The 13,071-nt window shown below is 71.7% G+C and carries 13 protein-coding genes; 12 read left to right on the top strand and 1 reads right to left on the bottom strand.

The genetic code is table 11. The features are described 5' to 3' along the window. Window positions 1-96: 96 nt before the first annotated feature. The 5 genes from ACZ4UB_RS12840 (at window position 97) to ACZ4UB_RS12820 (ending at window position 5,005) form a co-directional block, all read left to right on the top strand. Complete coding sequence (locus tag ACZ4UB_RS12840; protein ID WP_354380095.1) at window positions 97-546, top strand: YraN family protein; 450 nt, start codon at window positions 97-99, stop codon at window positions 544-546. Continuing rightward, window positions 546-2,171, top strand: coding sequence for a YifB family Mg chelatase-like AAA ATPase (locus tag ACZ4UB_RS12835; protein ID WP_468070170.1), 1,626 nt, complete (start codon window positions 546-548; stop codon window positions 2,169-2,171). Before ACZ4UB_RS12840 ends, ACZ4UB_RS12835 begins: the two co-directional genes overlap by 1 nt. Next, on the top strand, window positions 2,168-3,352 hold the full coding sequence (dprA, locus tag ACZ4UB_RS12830) for a DNA-processing protein DprA (protein WP_468070169.1): 1,185 nt from the start codon (window positions 2,168-2,170) through the stop codon (window positions 3,350-3,352). Before ACZ4UB_RS12835 ends, dprA begins: the two co-directional genes overlap by 4 nt. Before the next feature lie 209 nt (window positions 3,353-3,561). Next, window positions 3,562-4,395, top strand: coding sequence for an RNA polymerase sigma factor WhiG (gene whiG, locus ACZ4UB_RS12825; RefSeq protein ID WP_354380098.1), 834 nt, complete (start codon window positions 3,562-3,564; stop codon window positions 4,393-4,395). A 52-nt stretch (window positions 4,396-4,447) separates the two neighbouring features. Continuing rightward, window positions 4,448-5,005 (top strand): TetR/AcrR family transcriptional regulator, encoded by a 558-nt coding sequence (locus tag ACZ4UB_RS12820; protein ID WP_468070292.1) that lies wholly within the window; start codon window positions 4,448-4,450, stop codon window positions 5,003-5,005. Between the two features lie 27 nt (window positions 5,006-5,032). On the opposite strand, the gene ACZ4UB_RS12815 is transcribed toward ACZ4UB_RS12820, so the two are convergent. Then, window positions 5,033-5,554: a M23 family metallopeptidase gene (locus ACZ4UB_RS12815; RefSeq protein WP_468070168.1), complete on the bottom strand. Its 522-nt coding sequence runs from the start codon at window positions 5,552-5,554 to the stop codon at window positions 5,033-5,035. 250 nt (window positions 5,555-5,804) lie between these two features. On the opposite strand from ACZ4UB_RS12815, the gene rpsB reads away from it, so the two are divergent. The 7 genes from rpsB to ACZ4UB_RS12780 all read left to right on the top strand — a co-directional run bounded on the left by rpsB (window position 5,805) and on the right by ACZ4UB_RS12780 (window position 12,941). Continuing rightward, window positions 5,805-6,707 carry a 30S ribosomal protein S2 gene (gene rpsB, locus ACZ4UB_RS12810; protein ID WP_354380100.1) on the top strand — a complete coding sequence of 301 codons (903 nt, stop codon included), beginning with the start codon at window positions 5,805-5,807 and terminating at the stop codon, window positions 6,705-6,707. A 126-nt stretch (window positions 6,708-6,833) separates the two neighbouring features. Beyond that, on the top strand, window positions 6,834-7,670 hold the full coding sequence (gene tsf, locus ACZ4UB_RS12805) for a translation elongation factor Ts (protein WP_467966137.1): 837 nt from the start codon (window positions 6,834-6,836) through the stop codon (window positions 7,668-7,670). Window positions 7,671-7,832: 162 nt separating this feature from the next. Continuing rightward, complete coding sequence (gene pyrH / locus ACZ4UB_RS12800) at window positions 7,833-8,612, top strand: UMP kinase (RefSeq protein WP_385779958.1); 780 nt, start codon at window positions 7,833-7,835, stop codon at window positions 8,610-8,612. Window positions 8,613-8,681: 69 nt separating this feature from the next. Then, entirely contained in the window at window positions 8,682-9,239 is a 558-nt protein-coding gene (frr, locus tag ACZ4UB_RS12795; RefSeq protein WP_354380130.1) for a ribosome recycling factor, read from the top strand. Next, window positions 9,239-10,306: a phosphatidate cytidylyltransferase gene (locus ACZ4UB_RS12790; RefSeq protein WP_468070167.1), complete on the top strand. Its 1,068-nt coding sequence runs from the start codon at window positions 9,239-9,241 to the stop codon at window positions 10,304-10,306. The genes frr and ACZ4UB_RS12790 overlap by 1 nt, the downstream gene beginning before the upstream one ends. 165 nt (window positions 10,307-10,471) lie before the next feature. Next, the gene (gene rlmN / locus ACZ4UB_RS12785) at window positions 10,472-11,587 is read left to right on the top strand and encodes a dual-specificity RNA methyltransferase RlmN (protein ID WP_468070166.1); all 1,116 of its coding nucleotides are present in this window, start codon (window positions 10,472-10,474) and stop codon (window positions 11,585-11,587) included. Between the two features lie 277 nt (window positions 11,588-11,864). Continuing rightward, complete coding sequence (locus tag ACZ4UB_RS12780) at window positions 11,865-12,941, top strand: thiamine ABC transporter substrate-binding protein (protein ID WP_468070165.1); 1,077 nt, start codon at window positions 11,865-11,867, stop codon at window positions 12,939-12,941. Window positions 12,942-13,071 lie beyond the last annotated feature (130 nt).

The following is a 13,071-nucleotide window of genomic DNA, read 5'->3' as shown; positions in this document are numbered from 1 at the left end:
AAGGGGTGAGCGAGTTGTCCACAACGCCCGGGTTGTCCACCAAGATCCACACGATGGGCCGGCTCGCGGGATCGTCGGTGCCGGAGGTGGTGCCGGATGGACGCGAAGGGCGTGGCACAGCAGGAGGCGTCGGCCCGGCCGGCGCGGGTGGTACGGACACCGGGGGAGCGGGCCGCGGCCCGGCGGGCGCTCGGGCGGTACGGCGAGGAGCTGGCCGCCCGACGGCTGACCGGGTCCGGGATGACCGTGATCGCCCGGAACTGGCGCTGCCGCGCCGGTGAGATCGACATCCTCGCCCGGGACGGGGACGCCCTCGTCGTCTGCGAGGTGAAGACCCGTCGGTCCGGGCACGCCGGTTCGCCGATGTTCGAGCACCCGATGGCCGCGGTCCGGCCGGGCAAGACCGACCGGCTGCGGCTGCTCGCCGGGCGCTGGCTCGCCGATCACGGCGGACCACCGCCGGGCGGGGTGCGCATCGACCTGGTCGGTGTGGTGCTGCCCCGACGCGGGGCCCCCGTGGTGGAACACGTCAGGGGGGTGGCCTGATGGGCTTCGCGCGGACCTGCTCGGTGGCGCTCGTGGGCGTCGAGGGCGTGGTGGTCGAGGTCCAGGCCGATCTCGAACCGGGAGTGGCCGCCTTCACCCTGGTCGGGCTCCCCGACAAGACGCTGGTCGAGAGCCGGGACCGGGTCCGGGCCGCCGTGGTGAACTCCGGCGCCGAATGGCCCCAGAAGAAGCTGACGGTCGGTCTCAGCCCGGCCTCGGTACCCAAATCCGGCTCGGGTTTCGACCTCGCCGTCGCCGCCGCCGTCCTGGGCGCGGCGGAGCGGGTGGACCCGGCGGTGATCGCGGACCTGCTGCTCATCGGTGAACTCGGGCTCGACGGGCGGGTGCGTCCGGTGCGGGGGATCCTGCCCGCCGTGCTCGCCGCGGCCGAGGCGGGGTACCGGCAGGTGGTGGTGCCCCAGCAGTGCGCCGCCGAGGCCGCGCTGGTGCCCGAGGTGTCGGTGCTGGGGGTGCGGAGCCTGCGTCAGCTGATCGCCGTGCTGACCGACGGGGAGGTGCCGGACGAGGGGCCGCCGGACGCGGCCCTGCGACCGGATCCCATGACGGCCGCGCTGGTGGTCCCGGGGGCCGGCCTGGGCACGGGGCTGGCGAGCGGGGGGTACGGCGCCTGCGCGCCGCCCGACCTCGCGGAGGTGGCGGGGCAGCGCGGAGCCCGGCGGGCGCTGGAGGTGGCCGCCGCGGGCGGGCACCACCTGTTCCTGACCGGACCGCCGGGCGCGGGCAAGACCATGCTCGCCGAGCGGTTGCCCGGCATCATGCCGCCGCTCGGGCGACAGGACTCCCTGGAGGTCACCGCCGTGCATTCGGTCGCGGGGATCCTGCCGCCCGGCGAACCCCTGGTGACCGCGGCGCCGTACTGCGCCCCGCACCACTCGGCGACCATGCAGTCCCTGGTGGGCGGGGGCAGCGGGATGCCCCGGCCCGGGGCCGTGTCCCTGGCTCATCGCGGTGTCCTCTTCCTGGACGAGGCGCCCGAGTTCAGCGGGCGGGTGCTGGACGCGCTGCGCCAGCCGTTGGAGTCCGGCCAGGTGGTGATCGCCCGGGCCGCCGGCGTGATGCGGCTGCCGGCCCGCTTCCTGATGGTCCTCGCGGCCAACCCCTGCCCCTGCGGGCGGCAGACCCTGCACGGCGCGGGGTGCGAGTGCCCGCCCTCGGCCGTCCGGCGCTACCAGGGACGACTGTCCGGGCCGCTGCTGGACCGGGTGGACCTGCGGGTCGAGGTGGAACCGGTCGGCCGGTCCGACCTCGTCGGCGGGGGCGATCGGGGCGAAGCCAGTGCGGTCGTGGCCCTGCGGGTGGCGGGGGCCAGGGCGCGGGCGGCGCAGCGGCTCGCCGGCACCCCCTGGCGGGTCAACGCCGAGGTGCCGGGCCATGAGCTGCGCACCCGCTGGCTGCCCGCACCGGGCGCCCTGGCCCAGGCCGAGCGGGACCTGGAGCGGGGCCTGCTCACCGCACGCGGCCTGGACCGGGTGCTGCGGGTCGCCTGGACGGTGTCCGACCTGGCCGAGAAGGACCGCCCCGACGCCCGGGACGTGGCGGTCGCCCTGGAACTGCGCACCGGCATCGCCCGCGGTGTCCCGCTCCCGCAGGGATACGGGTCATGACCCCGGCGGTGGCGGCCCCGGAGGAGGAGCGGCGGGCCCGGGCCGCGCTCACCCGGGTGCTGGAGCCCGGGGACGAGCGGGCCGGCCGCCTGCTGCGGGAGCGGGGCGCGGTCGCGCTGCTGCGGGAGCTGACCGCGCCCGGCCCGGGACCCGAGGGCCTGGCCGGGCCGGACGGGCGCCGACTCGACGGGTACCGCAGACGGGCGTCGGCCGCCGATCCCGACCGGGACCTGGCCGCCGCGGCGGCGGTCGGCGCCCGGTTCGTCTGCCCGGGCTCGGCCCAGTGGCCCTCGCAGCTCGACGACCTCGGCGACGCCCGCCCGGTGGGGCTGTGGCTGCGCGGCCTGCCCGACCTGCGGACCTGGGCGCTGCGCTCGGTCGCGGTGGTCGGCGCCCGCGCCTGCACCCCCTACGGCGCGCACATGGCGCAGGGTCTGGCGGCCGGGCTCGCCGAGCGGGGCTGGGTGGTGGTGTCGGGGGCGGCGTACGGGATCGACGGGGCGGCCCACCGGGGGGCGCTCGCCGCGGGCGGGGCCACGGCCGCGGTGCTGGCCTGCGGGGTGGACGTCGCCTATCCGCGCGGGCATGCCGGACTGCTGGGCCGGATCGCCGCACAGGGGCTGGTGATCGGTGAACTCCCGCCCGGCAGCCATCCCACGCCCAGCCGCTTCGTCCAGCGCAACCGGGTCATCGCGGCGTTGACCCGGGGGACCGTGGTCGTCGAGGCCGCCCATCGCAGCGGGTCGCTCGTCACCGCCCGGCGGGCGCACGGGTTGGGCCGCTTCACCATGGGCGTCCCCGGGCCCGCCACCAGCGGGCTCTCGGGCGGCGTGCACGAACTGCTGCGCGGCGAGGGGGTACTGGTCACGGACGCCGCCGAGGTCATCGAACTGGTCGGCGCCATGGGGGAGCTGGCCCCCGAACGGCGCGGACCGGTGCTCGCCCGGGACCTGCTCCCCCCGGACACCGCACGCGTGTTGGAAGAGCTGCCCGCCGGACGGCCCGTGCGGGTGGGGGACCTCGCCCGCGCCGTGGGCAGCGGCACCGATGAAGTCATCGGCAGACTGTACGAACTTCACTCTCTGGGGTTCGTCGAACGGCAGGGCGATGACTGGCAGTTGAGCAGGAAAACACATGGGAGAGCCACTCAAACCGGTGGCGTCCGGCGAGGCGGTCATTGACCTGGGGCGTTCCGGTGAAAGAGTGAAGCCGATGAGAGAAGCGGTCTTCCCGATGGCAGCCGCCGGAACCCCGCCCGAGGCGCCGGTCCCGGGCCTCCCGTGCGAGGCGGGACGCCCCGACGGCCCCGCGCGATCCCGTACTCTTCGCGCACCGCGACACTTTCGTCACGCTACGCTCCCAAGGAATCCGGCTCCGGCAAAGGCGAAGCATGCCCCAGCACACCTCAGGGTCTGACCGCGCTGCGGTGCCCCCCGCTGCCCGCGGCAGCGTGCGGACCACCGCGCCCTCGTCCCTGGACGTGCTCTGGCGCTCGTACAAGGAATCGGGGGACGAGCGTCTGCGGGAACAGCTGATCCTGCACTACTCACCGCTCGTCAAGTACGTGGCCGGCCGGGTCAGCGTGGGCCTGCCCCCCAATGTGGAGCAGGCCGACTTCGTCTCCTCCGGGGTCTTCGGGCTGATCGACGCCATCGAGAAGTTCGACATCGAGCGCTCCATCAAGTTCGAGACGTACGCGATCACCCGGATCCGGGGCGCGATGATCGACGAACTGCGCGCCCTGGACTGGATCCCGCGCTCGGTGCGACAGAAGGCACGCGCCGTCGAGCGGGCCTACGCCACGCTCGAAGCCCAGCTGCGGCGCACGCCCACCGAGACCGAGGTGGCCGACGAGATGGGCGTGGCCCTGGAGGAACTGCACGCGGTCTTCAGTCAGTTGTCGCTGGCCAACGTGGTCGCCCTGGAAGAGTTGCTGCACGTGGGCGGCGAGGGCGACCGCCTCTCGCTGATGGACACGCTGGAGGACACCGCCGCCGACAACCCGGTGGCCGTGGCCGAGGACCGCGAGCTGCGCCGGTTGCTCGCGCGGGCCATCAACACGCTCCCCGACCGGGAGAAGACGGTGGTGACCCTCTACTACTACGAGGGGCTCACCCTGGCCGAGATCGGCAACGTCCTCGGGGTCACCGAGAGCCGGGTCAGCCAGATCCACACCAAGTCGGTCCTCCAGCTGCGGGCCAAGCTGGCGGATGTGGGGCGCTGAGTCCCGGGTACCTCCGTAGAGTGGGCGCGTGCCCAGGATTCGAGCGGCCTCCGTGGCCGAGCACCGGACGATGCAGCGAGGCGCCCTGCTGGACGCCGCGCGCTCCCTGCTGTCCGAAGGCGGGACGGAAGCGTTGAGCTTCCCCGCCCTCGCCGAACGGACCGGACTCGCCCGGTCCTCCGTCTACGAGTACTTCCGCTCCCGGGCGGCGGTGGTCGAAGAGCTGTGCGTCGTGGACTTCCCCGTCTGGGCCGCCGAGATCGAGGCCGCCATGGAGCGGGCCGCCACTCCGGAGGCGAAGATCGAGGCGTACGTCCGCAGTCAGCTGGGCCTGGTGGGAGACCAGCGGCACCGGGCCGTGGTGGCGATCTCCGCCAGCGAGCTGGACGCCGGTGCGCGGGAGAAGATCCGCGCCGCGCACGGGGGCCTGATCGCGATGATCGTCGAGGCGCTGGCCGCCCTGGGCCAGGAGCAGCCGCGACTGGCCGCGATGCTGCTGCAAGGGGTCGTCGACGCCGCCGTGCGCCGGATCGAGCTGGGGGCCGGCGAGGACCCGGCCGCGGTGACCGAGACCGCCGTCTCGATGGCGCTCCGGGGCGTCCGGGGCTGACGCTCCGCGTGCCCTCCGCGCGCCCCCTCAGGGGACCCGGGGCAGCAGTCGGGGGCTCGGGGGCGGGAGCAGGAGCAGCGGGTTGAGGTACGTCTCGCCCGCCAGCAGGCCCCAGTGCAGGCACGGGGCCGCGCAGTGACCGCCCGCTTCGAGGGTCGCGACCACGAGCCCCGCACGCACCTGGTCACCCTCGGCGACGAGGGGGCGCACCGGCTCGTACGTGGTGCGCAGGCCCCCCGGCAGGGTGAGCGAGAGCACGCCGCGCCCCGCCACCCGTCCGGCGTAGTGCACCCGGCCGGCGCCCGCCGCCCGGACCCGCGTACCCAGCGGTGCGAGCAGGTCCACGCCCCGGTGGCCCGCCGCGTACGGGGTGGGCGGCGGGTCCCACCAGCGCGCCACGTGGAGCGGGGCGGGCAGCGGGCGGCCGCCGGTGGGGACGCGAGTCGGAGCAGCCGCAGCGGCAGGCGCGGGAGTGGGTGCGGGCCCCGGGGCGAGCGCCGCCGCCGGAGCCGCCAGTAGGGCCGCCAGTACCAGGGTCAAGGTCTTCATGCCCCCACCGTCCCGCGCCGGGGACACGCTCCGTCGCGGCCTGTGGACGGCCCGTCCGGTGTGGACATCGCCGTCACCCGGCACACCGCCGGGTCCCGTACACTTCTGGTGGCGATCCGGGTCACCGGGTCGACTTCGCACGCCCCAGCACCGGCCTCTCAGGCCGCGTGGCAGCGCCTCTCGGTCCCCTCTGCGGGGGCAGGGCGCGGTGGGGCGTCAGGAACCAAACCGAGAAAACAAGGAGATGGCCATGGCCGTCGTCACGATGCGGGAGCTGCTGGAAAGCGGCGTCCACTTCGGTCACCAGACCCGTCGTTGGAACCCGAAGATGAAGCGCTTCATCTTCACGGAGCGCAACGGCATCTACATCATCGACCTGCTGCAGTCGCTGTCGTACATCGACCGCGCCTACGAGTTCGTGAAGGAGACCGTCGCCCACGGCGGTTCCATCATGTTCGTCGGTACCAAGAAGCAGGCCCAGGAGGCCATCGCCGAGCAGGCGACGCGCGTTGGTATGCCGTACGTCAACCAGCGGTGGCTGGGTGGCATGCTCACCAACTTCTCCACCGTCTACAAGCGCCTCCAGCGTCTGAAGGAGCTTGAGGCGATCGACTTCGAGGACGTCGCCGCCTCGGGTCTCACCAAGAAGGAGCTCCTGGTCCTCTCCCGCGAGAAGGCCAAGCTGGAGAAGACCCTCGGTGGTATCCGCGAGATGTCGAAGGTCCCCAGCGCCGTCTGGATCGTCGACACCAAGAAGGAGCACATCGCCGTCGGTGAGGCGCGCAAGCTCCACATCCCGGTCGTCGCGATCCTCGACACCAACTGCGACCCCGACGAGGTCGACTACAAGATCCCGGGCAACGACGACGCGATCCGCTCCGTCACCCTGCTCACCCGCGTGATCGCCGACGCCGTCGCCGAGGGCCTCATCGCCCGTTCCGGTGCCGCCACCGGTGACTCGAAGCCGGGCGAGAAGGCCGCCGCCGAGCCGCTCGCCGAGTGGGAGCGCGACCTGCTCGAGGGCGACAAGAAGGCTGACGACGCCGCTGAGGCTCCGGCCGAGGCCGCTGTCGAGGCTGTCGAGGCTCCGGCCGCCGAGGTCGTCGCCGAGCCCGTCGTCGAGGCTCCGGCCGCCGACGCCGAGCAGGCCTGACCCACTGAGAGCGCCCGGCGTTCATCCGCCGGGCACTCGCAGCACGGACGATGACGGCGGGGGAGACGCGCCACGAGCGCGTCTCCCCCGCCATCTCCTCTACGACTTCGAGAGAGACACAGACTCATGGCGAACTACACCGCCGCTGACGTCAAGAAGCTCCGCGAGCTCACCGGCGTCGGCATGTTGGACTGCAAGAACGCGCTGGTCGAGTCCGACGGCGACGTCGACAAGGCCATCGAGGCGCTCCGCATCAAGGGTCAGAAGGGCGTCGCCAAGCGCGAGGGCCGTTCTGCCGAGAACGGTGCCGTCGCCTCGCTCATCGCCGACGACAACACCTCCGGTGTCATCGTCGAGCTGAAGTGCGAGACGGACTTCGTCGCCAAGGGCGCCAAGTTCCAGGCCGTCACCGACCAGCTGGCCGCCCACATCGCCAAGACCTCCCCGGCCGACATCGAGGCGCTGCTCGCGTCCGAGATCGAGGCCGGCAAGACGGTCCAGGCGTTCGTGGACGAGGCCAACGCCAACCTCGGCGAGAAGATCGTCCTGGACCGCTTCGCGCAGTTCACCGGCGGTTACGTCTCGGCGTACATGCACCGCACCATGCCCGACCTGCCGTTCCAGATCGGCGTCCTGGTCGAGCTGGACAAGGCCAACGCCGAGGTCGCCCGCGGCGTCGCGCAGCACATCGCCGCGTTCGCGCCGAAGTGGCTGGCCGAGGACGAGATCCCGGCCGAGATCCTCGAGTCCGAGCGTCGCGTGGCCGAAGAGGTCACCCGCGCCGAGGGCAAGCCCGAGGCCGCTCTGCCGAAGATCGTCGAGGGTCGCGTCAAGGGCTTCGTCCGCGACAACACCCTGCTGGGCCAGTCGTACGCCCTGGACGCCAAGAAGTCCGTCCAGAAGGTTCTGGACGAGGCCGGTGTCACCCTGGTGCGCTTCGCGCGCATCAAGGTCGGCATCTGAGTCCGTCCGTACGCGACGGACACCGGACCCCGGTAGGGTCTGAAGCAGTCGTCCGCCTTCGCGCCGGACGACCGCAGATCTGACGAGGAGGCCATTGCCGTAGAGGGAACCGCGAGGACCCACCGGCAATGGCCTCCTTCGTATGTGCACGAGGAGATCTCCATGAATCAGGGCGTGGACCCCCACACCGCTTCCGACGACAAGAGCGACCAGGACAAGAAGGGTCGCCGCTTCATGCTGAAGCTGTCCGGCGAAGCCTTCTCCGGCGGCGGAGGCCTGGGCGTCGACCCCGACGTCGTGCACGCCATCGCCCGCGAGATCGCGGCCGTCGTCCGCGACGGCGCGGAGATCGCGGTCGTCATCGGCGGCGGCAACTTCTTCCGCGGCGCCGAGCTCCAGCAGCGCGGCATGGACCGGGCCCGGTCCGACTACATGGGCATGCTGGGCACGGTCATGAACTGCCTCGCCCTCCAGGACTTCCTGGAGAAGGAGGGCATCGACTCCCGCGTCCAGACCGCCATCACCATGGGCCAGGTCGCGGAGCCCTACATCCCGCTGCGCGCCGTGCGCCACCTGGAGAAGGGGCGCGTCGTCATCTTCGGCGCGGGCATGGGCATGCCGTACTTCTCCACCGACACCACCGCCGCCCAGCGCGCCCTGGAGATCGACGCCGAGGCCCTGCTGATGGGCAAGAACGGCGTGGACGGGGTCTACGACTCCGACCCGAAGAAGAACCCGGACGCGGTGAAGTTCGACGCGCTGGAGTACAGCGAGGTGCTGTCCCGCGACCTCAAGGTCGCCGACGCCACGGCCATCACGCTGTGCCGCGACAACAAGCTGCCGATCTTGGTCTTCGAACTGCTCGCCGAGGGCAATATCGCCCGCGCCGTCAAGGGTGAGAAGATCGGCACGCTCGTCAGCGACCAGGGCACCCGGGCCTGACACGGGCGCCCGGGGCCGGCCGGCCCCGCCCAGCCTGAACCATCCATTCAAGACATGCAGGAGCACGTGGTGATCGAAGAAACCCTCCTCGAGGCCGAGGAGAAGATGGAGAAGGCCGTCGTCGTCGCCAAGGAAGACTTCGCGGCGATCCGCACCGGCCGTGCGCACCCGGCGATGTTCAACAAGATCGTGGCCGACTACTACGGCGCGGTCACGCCGATCAACCAGCTCGCGTCCTTCGCGGTTCCCGAGCCGCGCATGGCCATCGTGACGCCGTTCGACGCGTCGGCCCTGCGCAACATCGAGCAGGCGATCCGCGACTCCGACCTCGGCGTCAACCCGAGCAACGACGGCCGGATCATCCGCGTCACCTTCCCCGAGCTGACGGGGGAGCGCCGCAAGGAGTACATCAAGGTCGCCAAGACCAAGGCCGAGGACTCCAAGATCTCCATCCGTTCCATCCGCCGCAAGGCGAAGGACACCCTCGACAAGATGGTGAAGGACAAGGAGGCCGGCGAGGACGAGGTGCGCCGCGCGGAGAAGGAGCTCGACGACGCCACCGCGAAGTACGTCGCGCAGGTCGACGAGCTGCTGAAGCACAAGGAAGCCGAGCTGCTCGAAGTCTGATGAACGACTCTCCCTGGCGGGCGGAGCCGGTTCCGGCGGGTCCCGCATACGATGCGCAGGTGGGCCCGCACACTCGGCCCATGCCCATCGTTCCCGATGCCGCCGGCCGTGACTTCGACGACCGGGAAGCACGCGATCCGGGGGCCGCCGATGCGGGCGGCCCCCAGTTCCGCGCCGAGACGCCGCCGCAGGAGCCCATGTCCACCCCACCTTCGCAGGCTCCGCAGGACGCCTCGCAGCCCCCACAGAAGAAGCGGGCCGGGCGTGACCTGCGCGCCGCCATAGGGGTCGGCATCGGCCTCGGCGCGGTGATCTTCGCCTCGCTGTTCATCGTCAAGGCGGTGTTCGTCGGCGTCGTCGTCGTCGCGGTCGTCGTGGGGCTGTGGGAGCTGACCTCCCGCCTCCAGGAGCAGAAGGGCATCAAGGCCCCGCTGGTACCGCTCGCGGTCGGTGGCGCGGCCATGGTCATCGCCGGATACGTCCGGGGGGCCGAGGGCGCCTGGGTCGCGATGGCGCTCACCGCGCTCGCCGTGCTCGTGTGGCGGATGACCGAACCCCCCGAGGACTACCTCAAGGACGTCACGGCGGGGGTCTTCGCCGCCTTCTACGTGCCCTTCCTGGCCACGTTCGTCGCGATGCTCCTCAGGGCCGACGACGGGCCGCAGCGGGTGGTCACCTTCCTGCTCCTGACCGTGGTCAGCGACACCGGGGCGTACGCGGTCGGCTGGCGCTTCGGCAAGCGCAAGCTGGCCCCGCGCATCAGCCCCGGGAAGACCCGCGAGGGGCTCTTCGGAGCGGTGGCCTTCGCGATGGTCGCCGGTGCGCTGTGCATGGAGTTCCTGATCGACGGCGGTGCCTGGTGGCAGGGTCTGCTGCTGGGGCTGACGGTCGCGGTCAGCGCCACGCTGGGCGACCTCGGCGAGTCGATGATCAAGCGGGACCTCGGCATCAAGGACATGGGCACGCTGCTGCCGGGGCACGGCGGGATCATGGACCGGCTGGACTCGCTGCTGCCGACCGCGCCCGTGGTGTGGTTGCTGCTGGCGGCGTTCGTCGGTACGGGCTGACCCGTCCGGGTTATCCTGGAAAGCGCGTCACTGATGAGTGGCGCGCTTTCCCCGTTCTGCGGGGATGGCCCCGCGAGCTCTCCGGGCACCGGGCGCGCCATTTCACGTTGACTCCGCTCCTGCGCGGAGATCGCCCGGGTTCGTCAGATTTGAGGAGTACCAGTCATGGCCCCCCGTCCTGTCCCGGGAGAGCTCACTTTCGTCGCCCCTCGCGGAGCCAAGAAGCCCCCGCGGCACCTGGCCGACCTCACCCCCGAGGAGCGGCGCGAGGCCGTGGCCGCGATCGGTGAGAAGCCGTTCCGGGCCAAGCAGCTGTCGCAGCACTACTTCGCCCGGTACAACCACGACCCGGCGCAGTGGACGGACATTCCCGCGGCCTCCCGCGAGAAGCTCCGCGACGAGCTGCTCCCCGACCTGATGTCGGTCATCCGGCACATCTCCTGCGACGACGACACCACCCGCAAGACGCTGTGGAAGCTGCACGACGGCACGCTGGTCGAGTCCGTCCTGATGCGCTACCCCGAGCGGGTCACCATGTGCATCTCCTCGCAGGCGGGCTGTGGCATGAACTGTCCGTTCTGCGCCACCGGCCAGGCGGGGCTGGACCGCAACCTCTCCACCGCGGAGATCGTGCACCAGATCGTCGACGGCATGCGCGCCCTGCGCGACGGCGAGGTGCCCGGCGGACCGGCGCGCCTGTCGAACATCGTCTTCATGGGCATGGGCGAGCCGCTGGCCAACTACAACCGCGTGGTCGGCGCGATCCGCCGGCTGACCGACCCGGAGCCCGACGGCCTGGGCCTGTCGCAGCGCGGCATCACCGTCTCCACGGTCGGCCTGGTCCCGGCCATGCTGCGCTTCGCCGACGAGGGCTTCAAGTGCCGTCTGGCCGTCTCGCTGCACGCGCCCGACGACGAGCTGCGCGACACCCTGGTGCCGGTGAACACCCGCTGGAACGTGCGCGAGGTGCTGGACGCGGCCTGGGAGTACGCCGACAAGTCCGGCCGCCGGATCTCCATCGAGTACGCGTTGATCCGTGACATCAACGACCAGGCCTGGCGCGGCGACCGGCTGGGCCGGCTGCTCAAGGGCAAGCGCGTGCACGTCAACCTGATCCCGCTGAACCCGACCCCGGGCTCCAAGTGGACCGCCTCGCGCCCCGAGGACGAGCGGGCCTTCGTCCAGGCCATCGCGAACCACGGCGTACCGGTCACCGTCCGCGACACGCGCGGCCAGGAGATCGACGGCGCCTGCGGCCAGCTCGCGGCTTCGGAGCGCTAGGCCCAGGGCCGGGTTCCGGATTTCCTCCTGGAGTGGGGCCGCGGGGTACCCTGTGGCCGAAACCAACTGCATATTCCGACAGGGGAGCGCCACAGCGCTGAGAGTGCGGTAACCGTCACCGCAGACCCTCTGAACCTCGCCCGGGTCATTCCGGGTAGGAAGTTCGGTCACCACTCAAGCTGTTGCGCCCTGCCCGGCGACCGCTCTCGCGTCCACGTGACCCGAGGCGCCGGGCAGGGCCGCGTCTTCTCCTGGACATCCCAGGAGGAAGCATTCAATGAGCACCACCAAGAAGATCGCGGGCAGCGCGCTCGTCGTCGCGCTGGGCGTGAGCACCCTCGCCGCGTGCGGCGGCGGGAGCGAGCCGGCGGCGGCGCCGAAGACGATCACCCTCGTCAGCCACGACTCCTTCAACGTGACCCCGGCGGTCCTGAAGGAGTTCGAGCAGCAGAGCGGCTACACCGTCAAGGTGCTCAAGAGCGGCGACGCGGGCGCCGCCCTCAACCAGGAGATCCTGACCAAGGGCTCGCCGCGCGGCGACGTCTTCTTCGGCATCGACAACACCCTGCTCTCGCGCGGGCTCGACAGCGGCATCTTCACCCCGTACGAGGCCAAGGGCCTGGCCGGGGTCGGCGCCCCGTACCAGCTCGACAAGGAGCACCGGGTCACCCCGGTCGACTCCGGCGACATCTGCGTCAACTACGACAAGGCGTACTTCGCCGACAAGAAGATCGCCCCGCCGCAGACGCTGGACGACCTGATCAAGCCGGAGTACAAGAACCTGCTGGTCACCGAGAACGCGGCGACCTCCTCGCCCGGCCTCGGTTTCCTCCTGGCCTCTGTCGGCAAGTACGGCGACGACGGCTGGAAGGACTACTGGACCAAGCTCAAGGCGAACGGTGTCGAGGTCGTCGACTCGTGGGAGGCGGCCTACAACGAGCGCTTCTCCGGCTCCGCCGGCGGCAAGAAGGCCAAGGGCGACCGCCCGCTGGTCGTCTCCTACGCCTCCAGCCCGCCGGTCGAGGTGCTGTACGCCGAGCCGCAGCCGGCCGAGGCCCCCACCGGGGTCGCCACCGGCACCTGCTTCCGCCAGGTCGAGTTCGCGGGCCTGCTCAAGGGGGCGAAGAACGAGGCGGGCGGCAAGGCCCTGATCGACTTCCTGGTGAGCAAGAAGTTCCAGGAGGACATGCCGCTCCAGATGTTCGTGAACCCGGTGGTCAAGGACGCGAAGCTGCCGGACCTCTTCACGAAGCACGGCGTGGTCATCGAGAAGCCGGAGACGGTCGCGCCCGACGCCATCGCGAAGAACCGTGAGCAGTGGGTCAAGGCATGGTCCTCGCTCGTCGTGAAGTAAGCGGCGCGAAGGAGTCGGGGGGGGGGGGGGGGGGGGGGGGGGGGGAGGGCGAGGGGGGGGGGGGGGAGGGGGGGGGGGGGGGGCGGGAACCCAAAGAGGGGGGGGGCATTCTCACCAAAGGAGCCACAGC

The sequence above is a fragment of the Streptomyces sp. NPDC028419 genome, assembly GCF_055565515.1.
The sequence above is the reverse complement of the archived record's forward strand: the minus strand, read 5'-3'. Positions and strand labels throughout refer to the sequence as shown.

Excerpts from the sequence above, each read along its gene's own strand:
- rlmN (WP_468070166.1), top strand. The coding sequence starts at position 10,472 with ATGGCCCCCCGTCCTGTCCCGGGAGAGCTCACTTTCGTCGCCCCTCGC.
- whiG (WP_354380098.1), top strand. The coding sequence starts at position 3,562 with ATGCCCCAGCACACCTCAGGGTCTGACCGCGCTGCGGTGCCCCCCGCT.
- ACZ4UB_RS12835 (WP_468070170.1), top strand. The coding sequence starts at position 546 with ATGGGCTTCGCGCGGACCTGCTCGGTGGCGCTCGTGGGCGTCGAGGGC.
- dprA (WP_468070169.1), top strand. The coding sequence starts at position 2,168 with ATGACCCCGGCGGTGGCGGCCCCGGAGGAGGAGCGGCGGGCCCGGGCC.
- ACZ4UB_RS12815 (WP_468070168.1), bottom strand. The coding sequence starts at position 5,554 with ATGAAGACCTTGACCCTGGTACTGGCGGCCCTACTGGCGGCTCCGGCG.
- pyrH (WP_385779958.1), top strand. The coding sequence starts at position 7,833 with ATGAATCAGGGCGTGGACCCCCACACCGCTTCCGACGACAAGAGCGAC.
- rpsB (WP_354380100.1), top strand. The coding sequence starts at position 5,805 with ATGGCCGTCGTCACGATGCGGGAGCTGCTGGAAAGCGGCGTCCACTTC.
- ACZ4UB_RS12780 (WP_468070165.1), top strand. The coding sequence starts at position 11,865 with ATGAGCACCACCAAGAAGATCGCGGGCAGCGCGCTCGTCGTCGCGCTG.
- ACZ4UB_RS12790 (WP_468070167.1), top strand. The coding sequence starts at position 9,239 with ATGAACGACTCTCCCTGGCGGGCGGAGCCGGTTCCGGCGGGTCCCGCA.
- tsf (WP_467966137.1), top strand. The coding sequence starts at position 6,834 with ATGGCGAACTACACCGCCGCTGACGTCAAGAAGCTCCGCGAGCTCACC.
- ACZ4UB_RS12840 (WP_354380095.1), top strand. The coding sequence starts at position 97 with ATGGACGCGAAGGGCGTGGCACAGCAGGAGGCGTCGGCCCGGCCGGCG.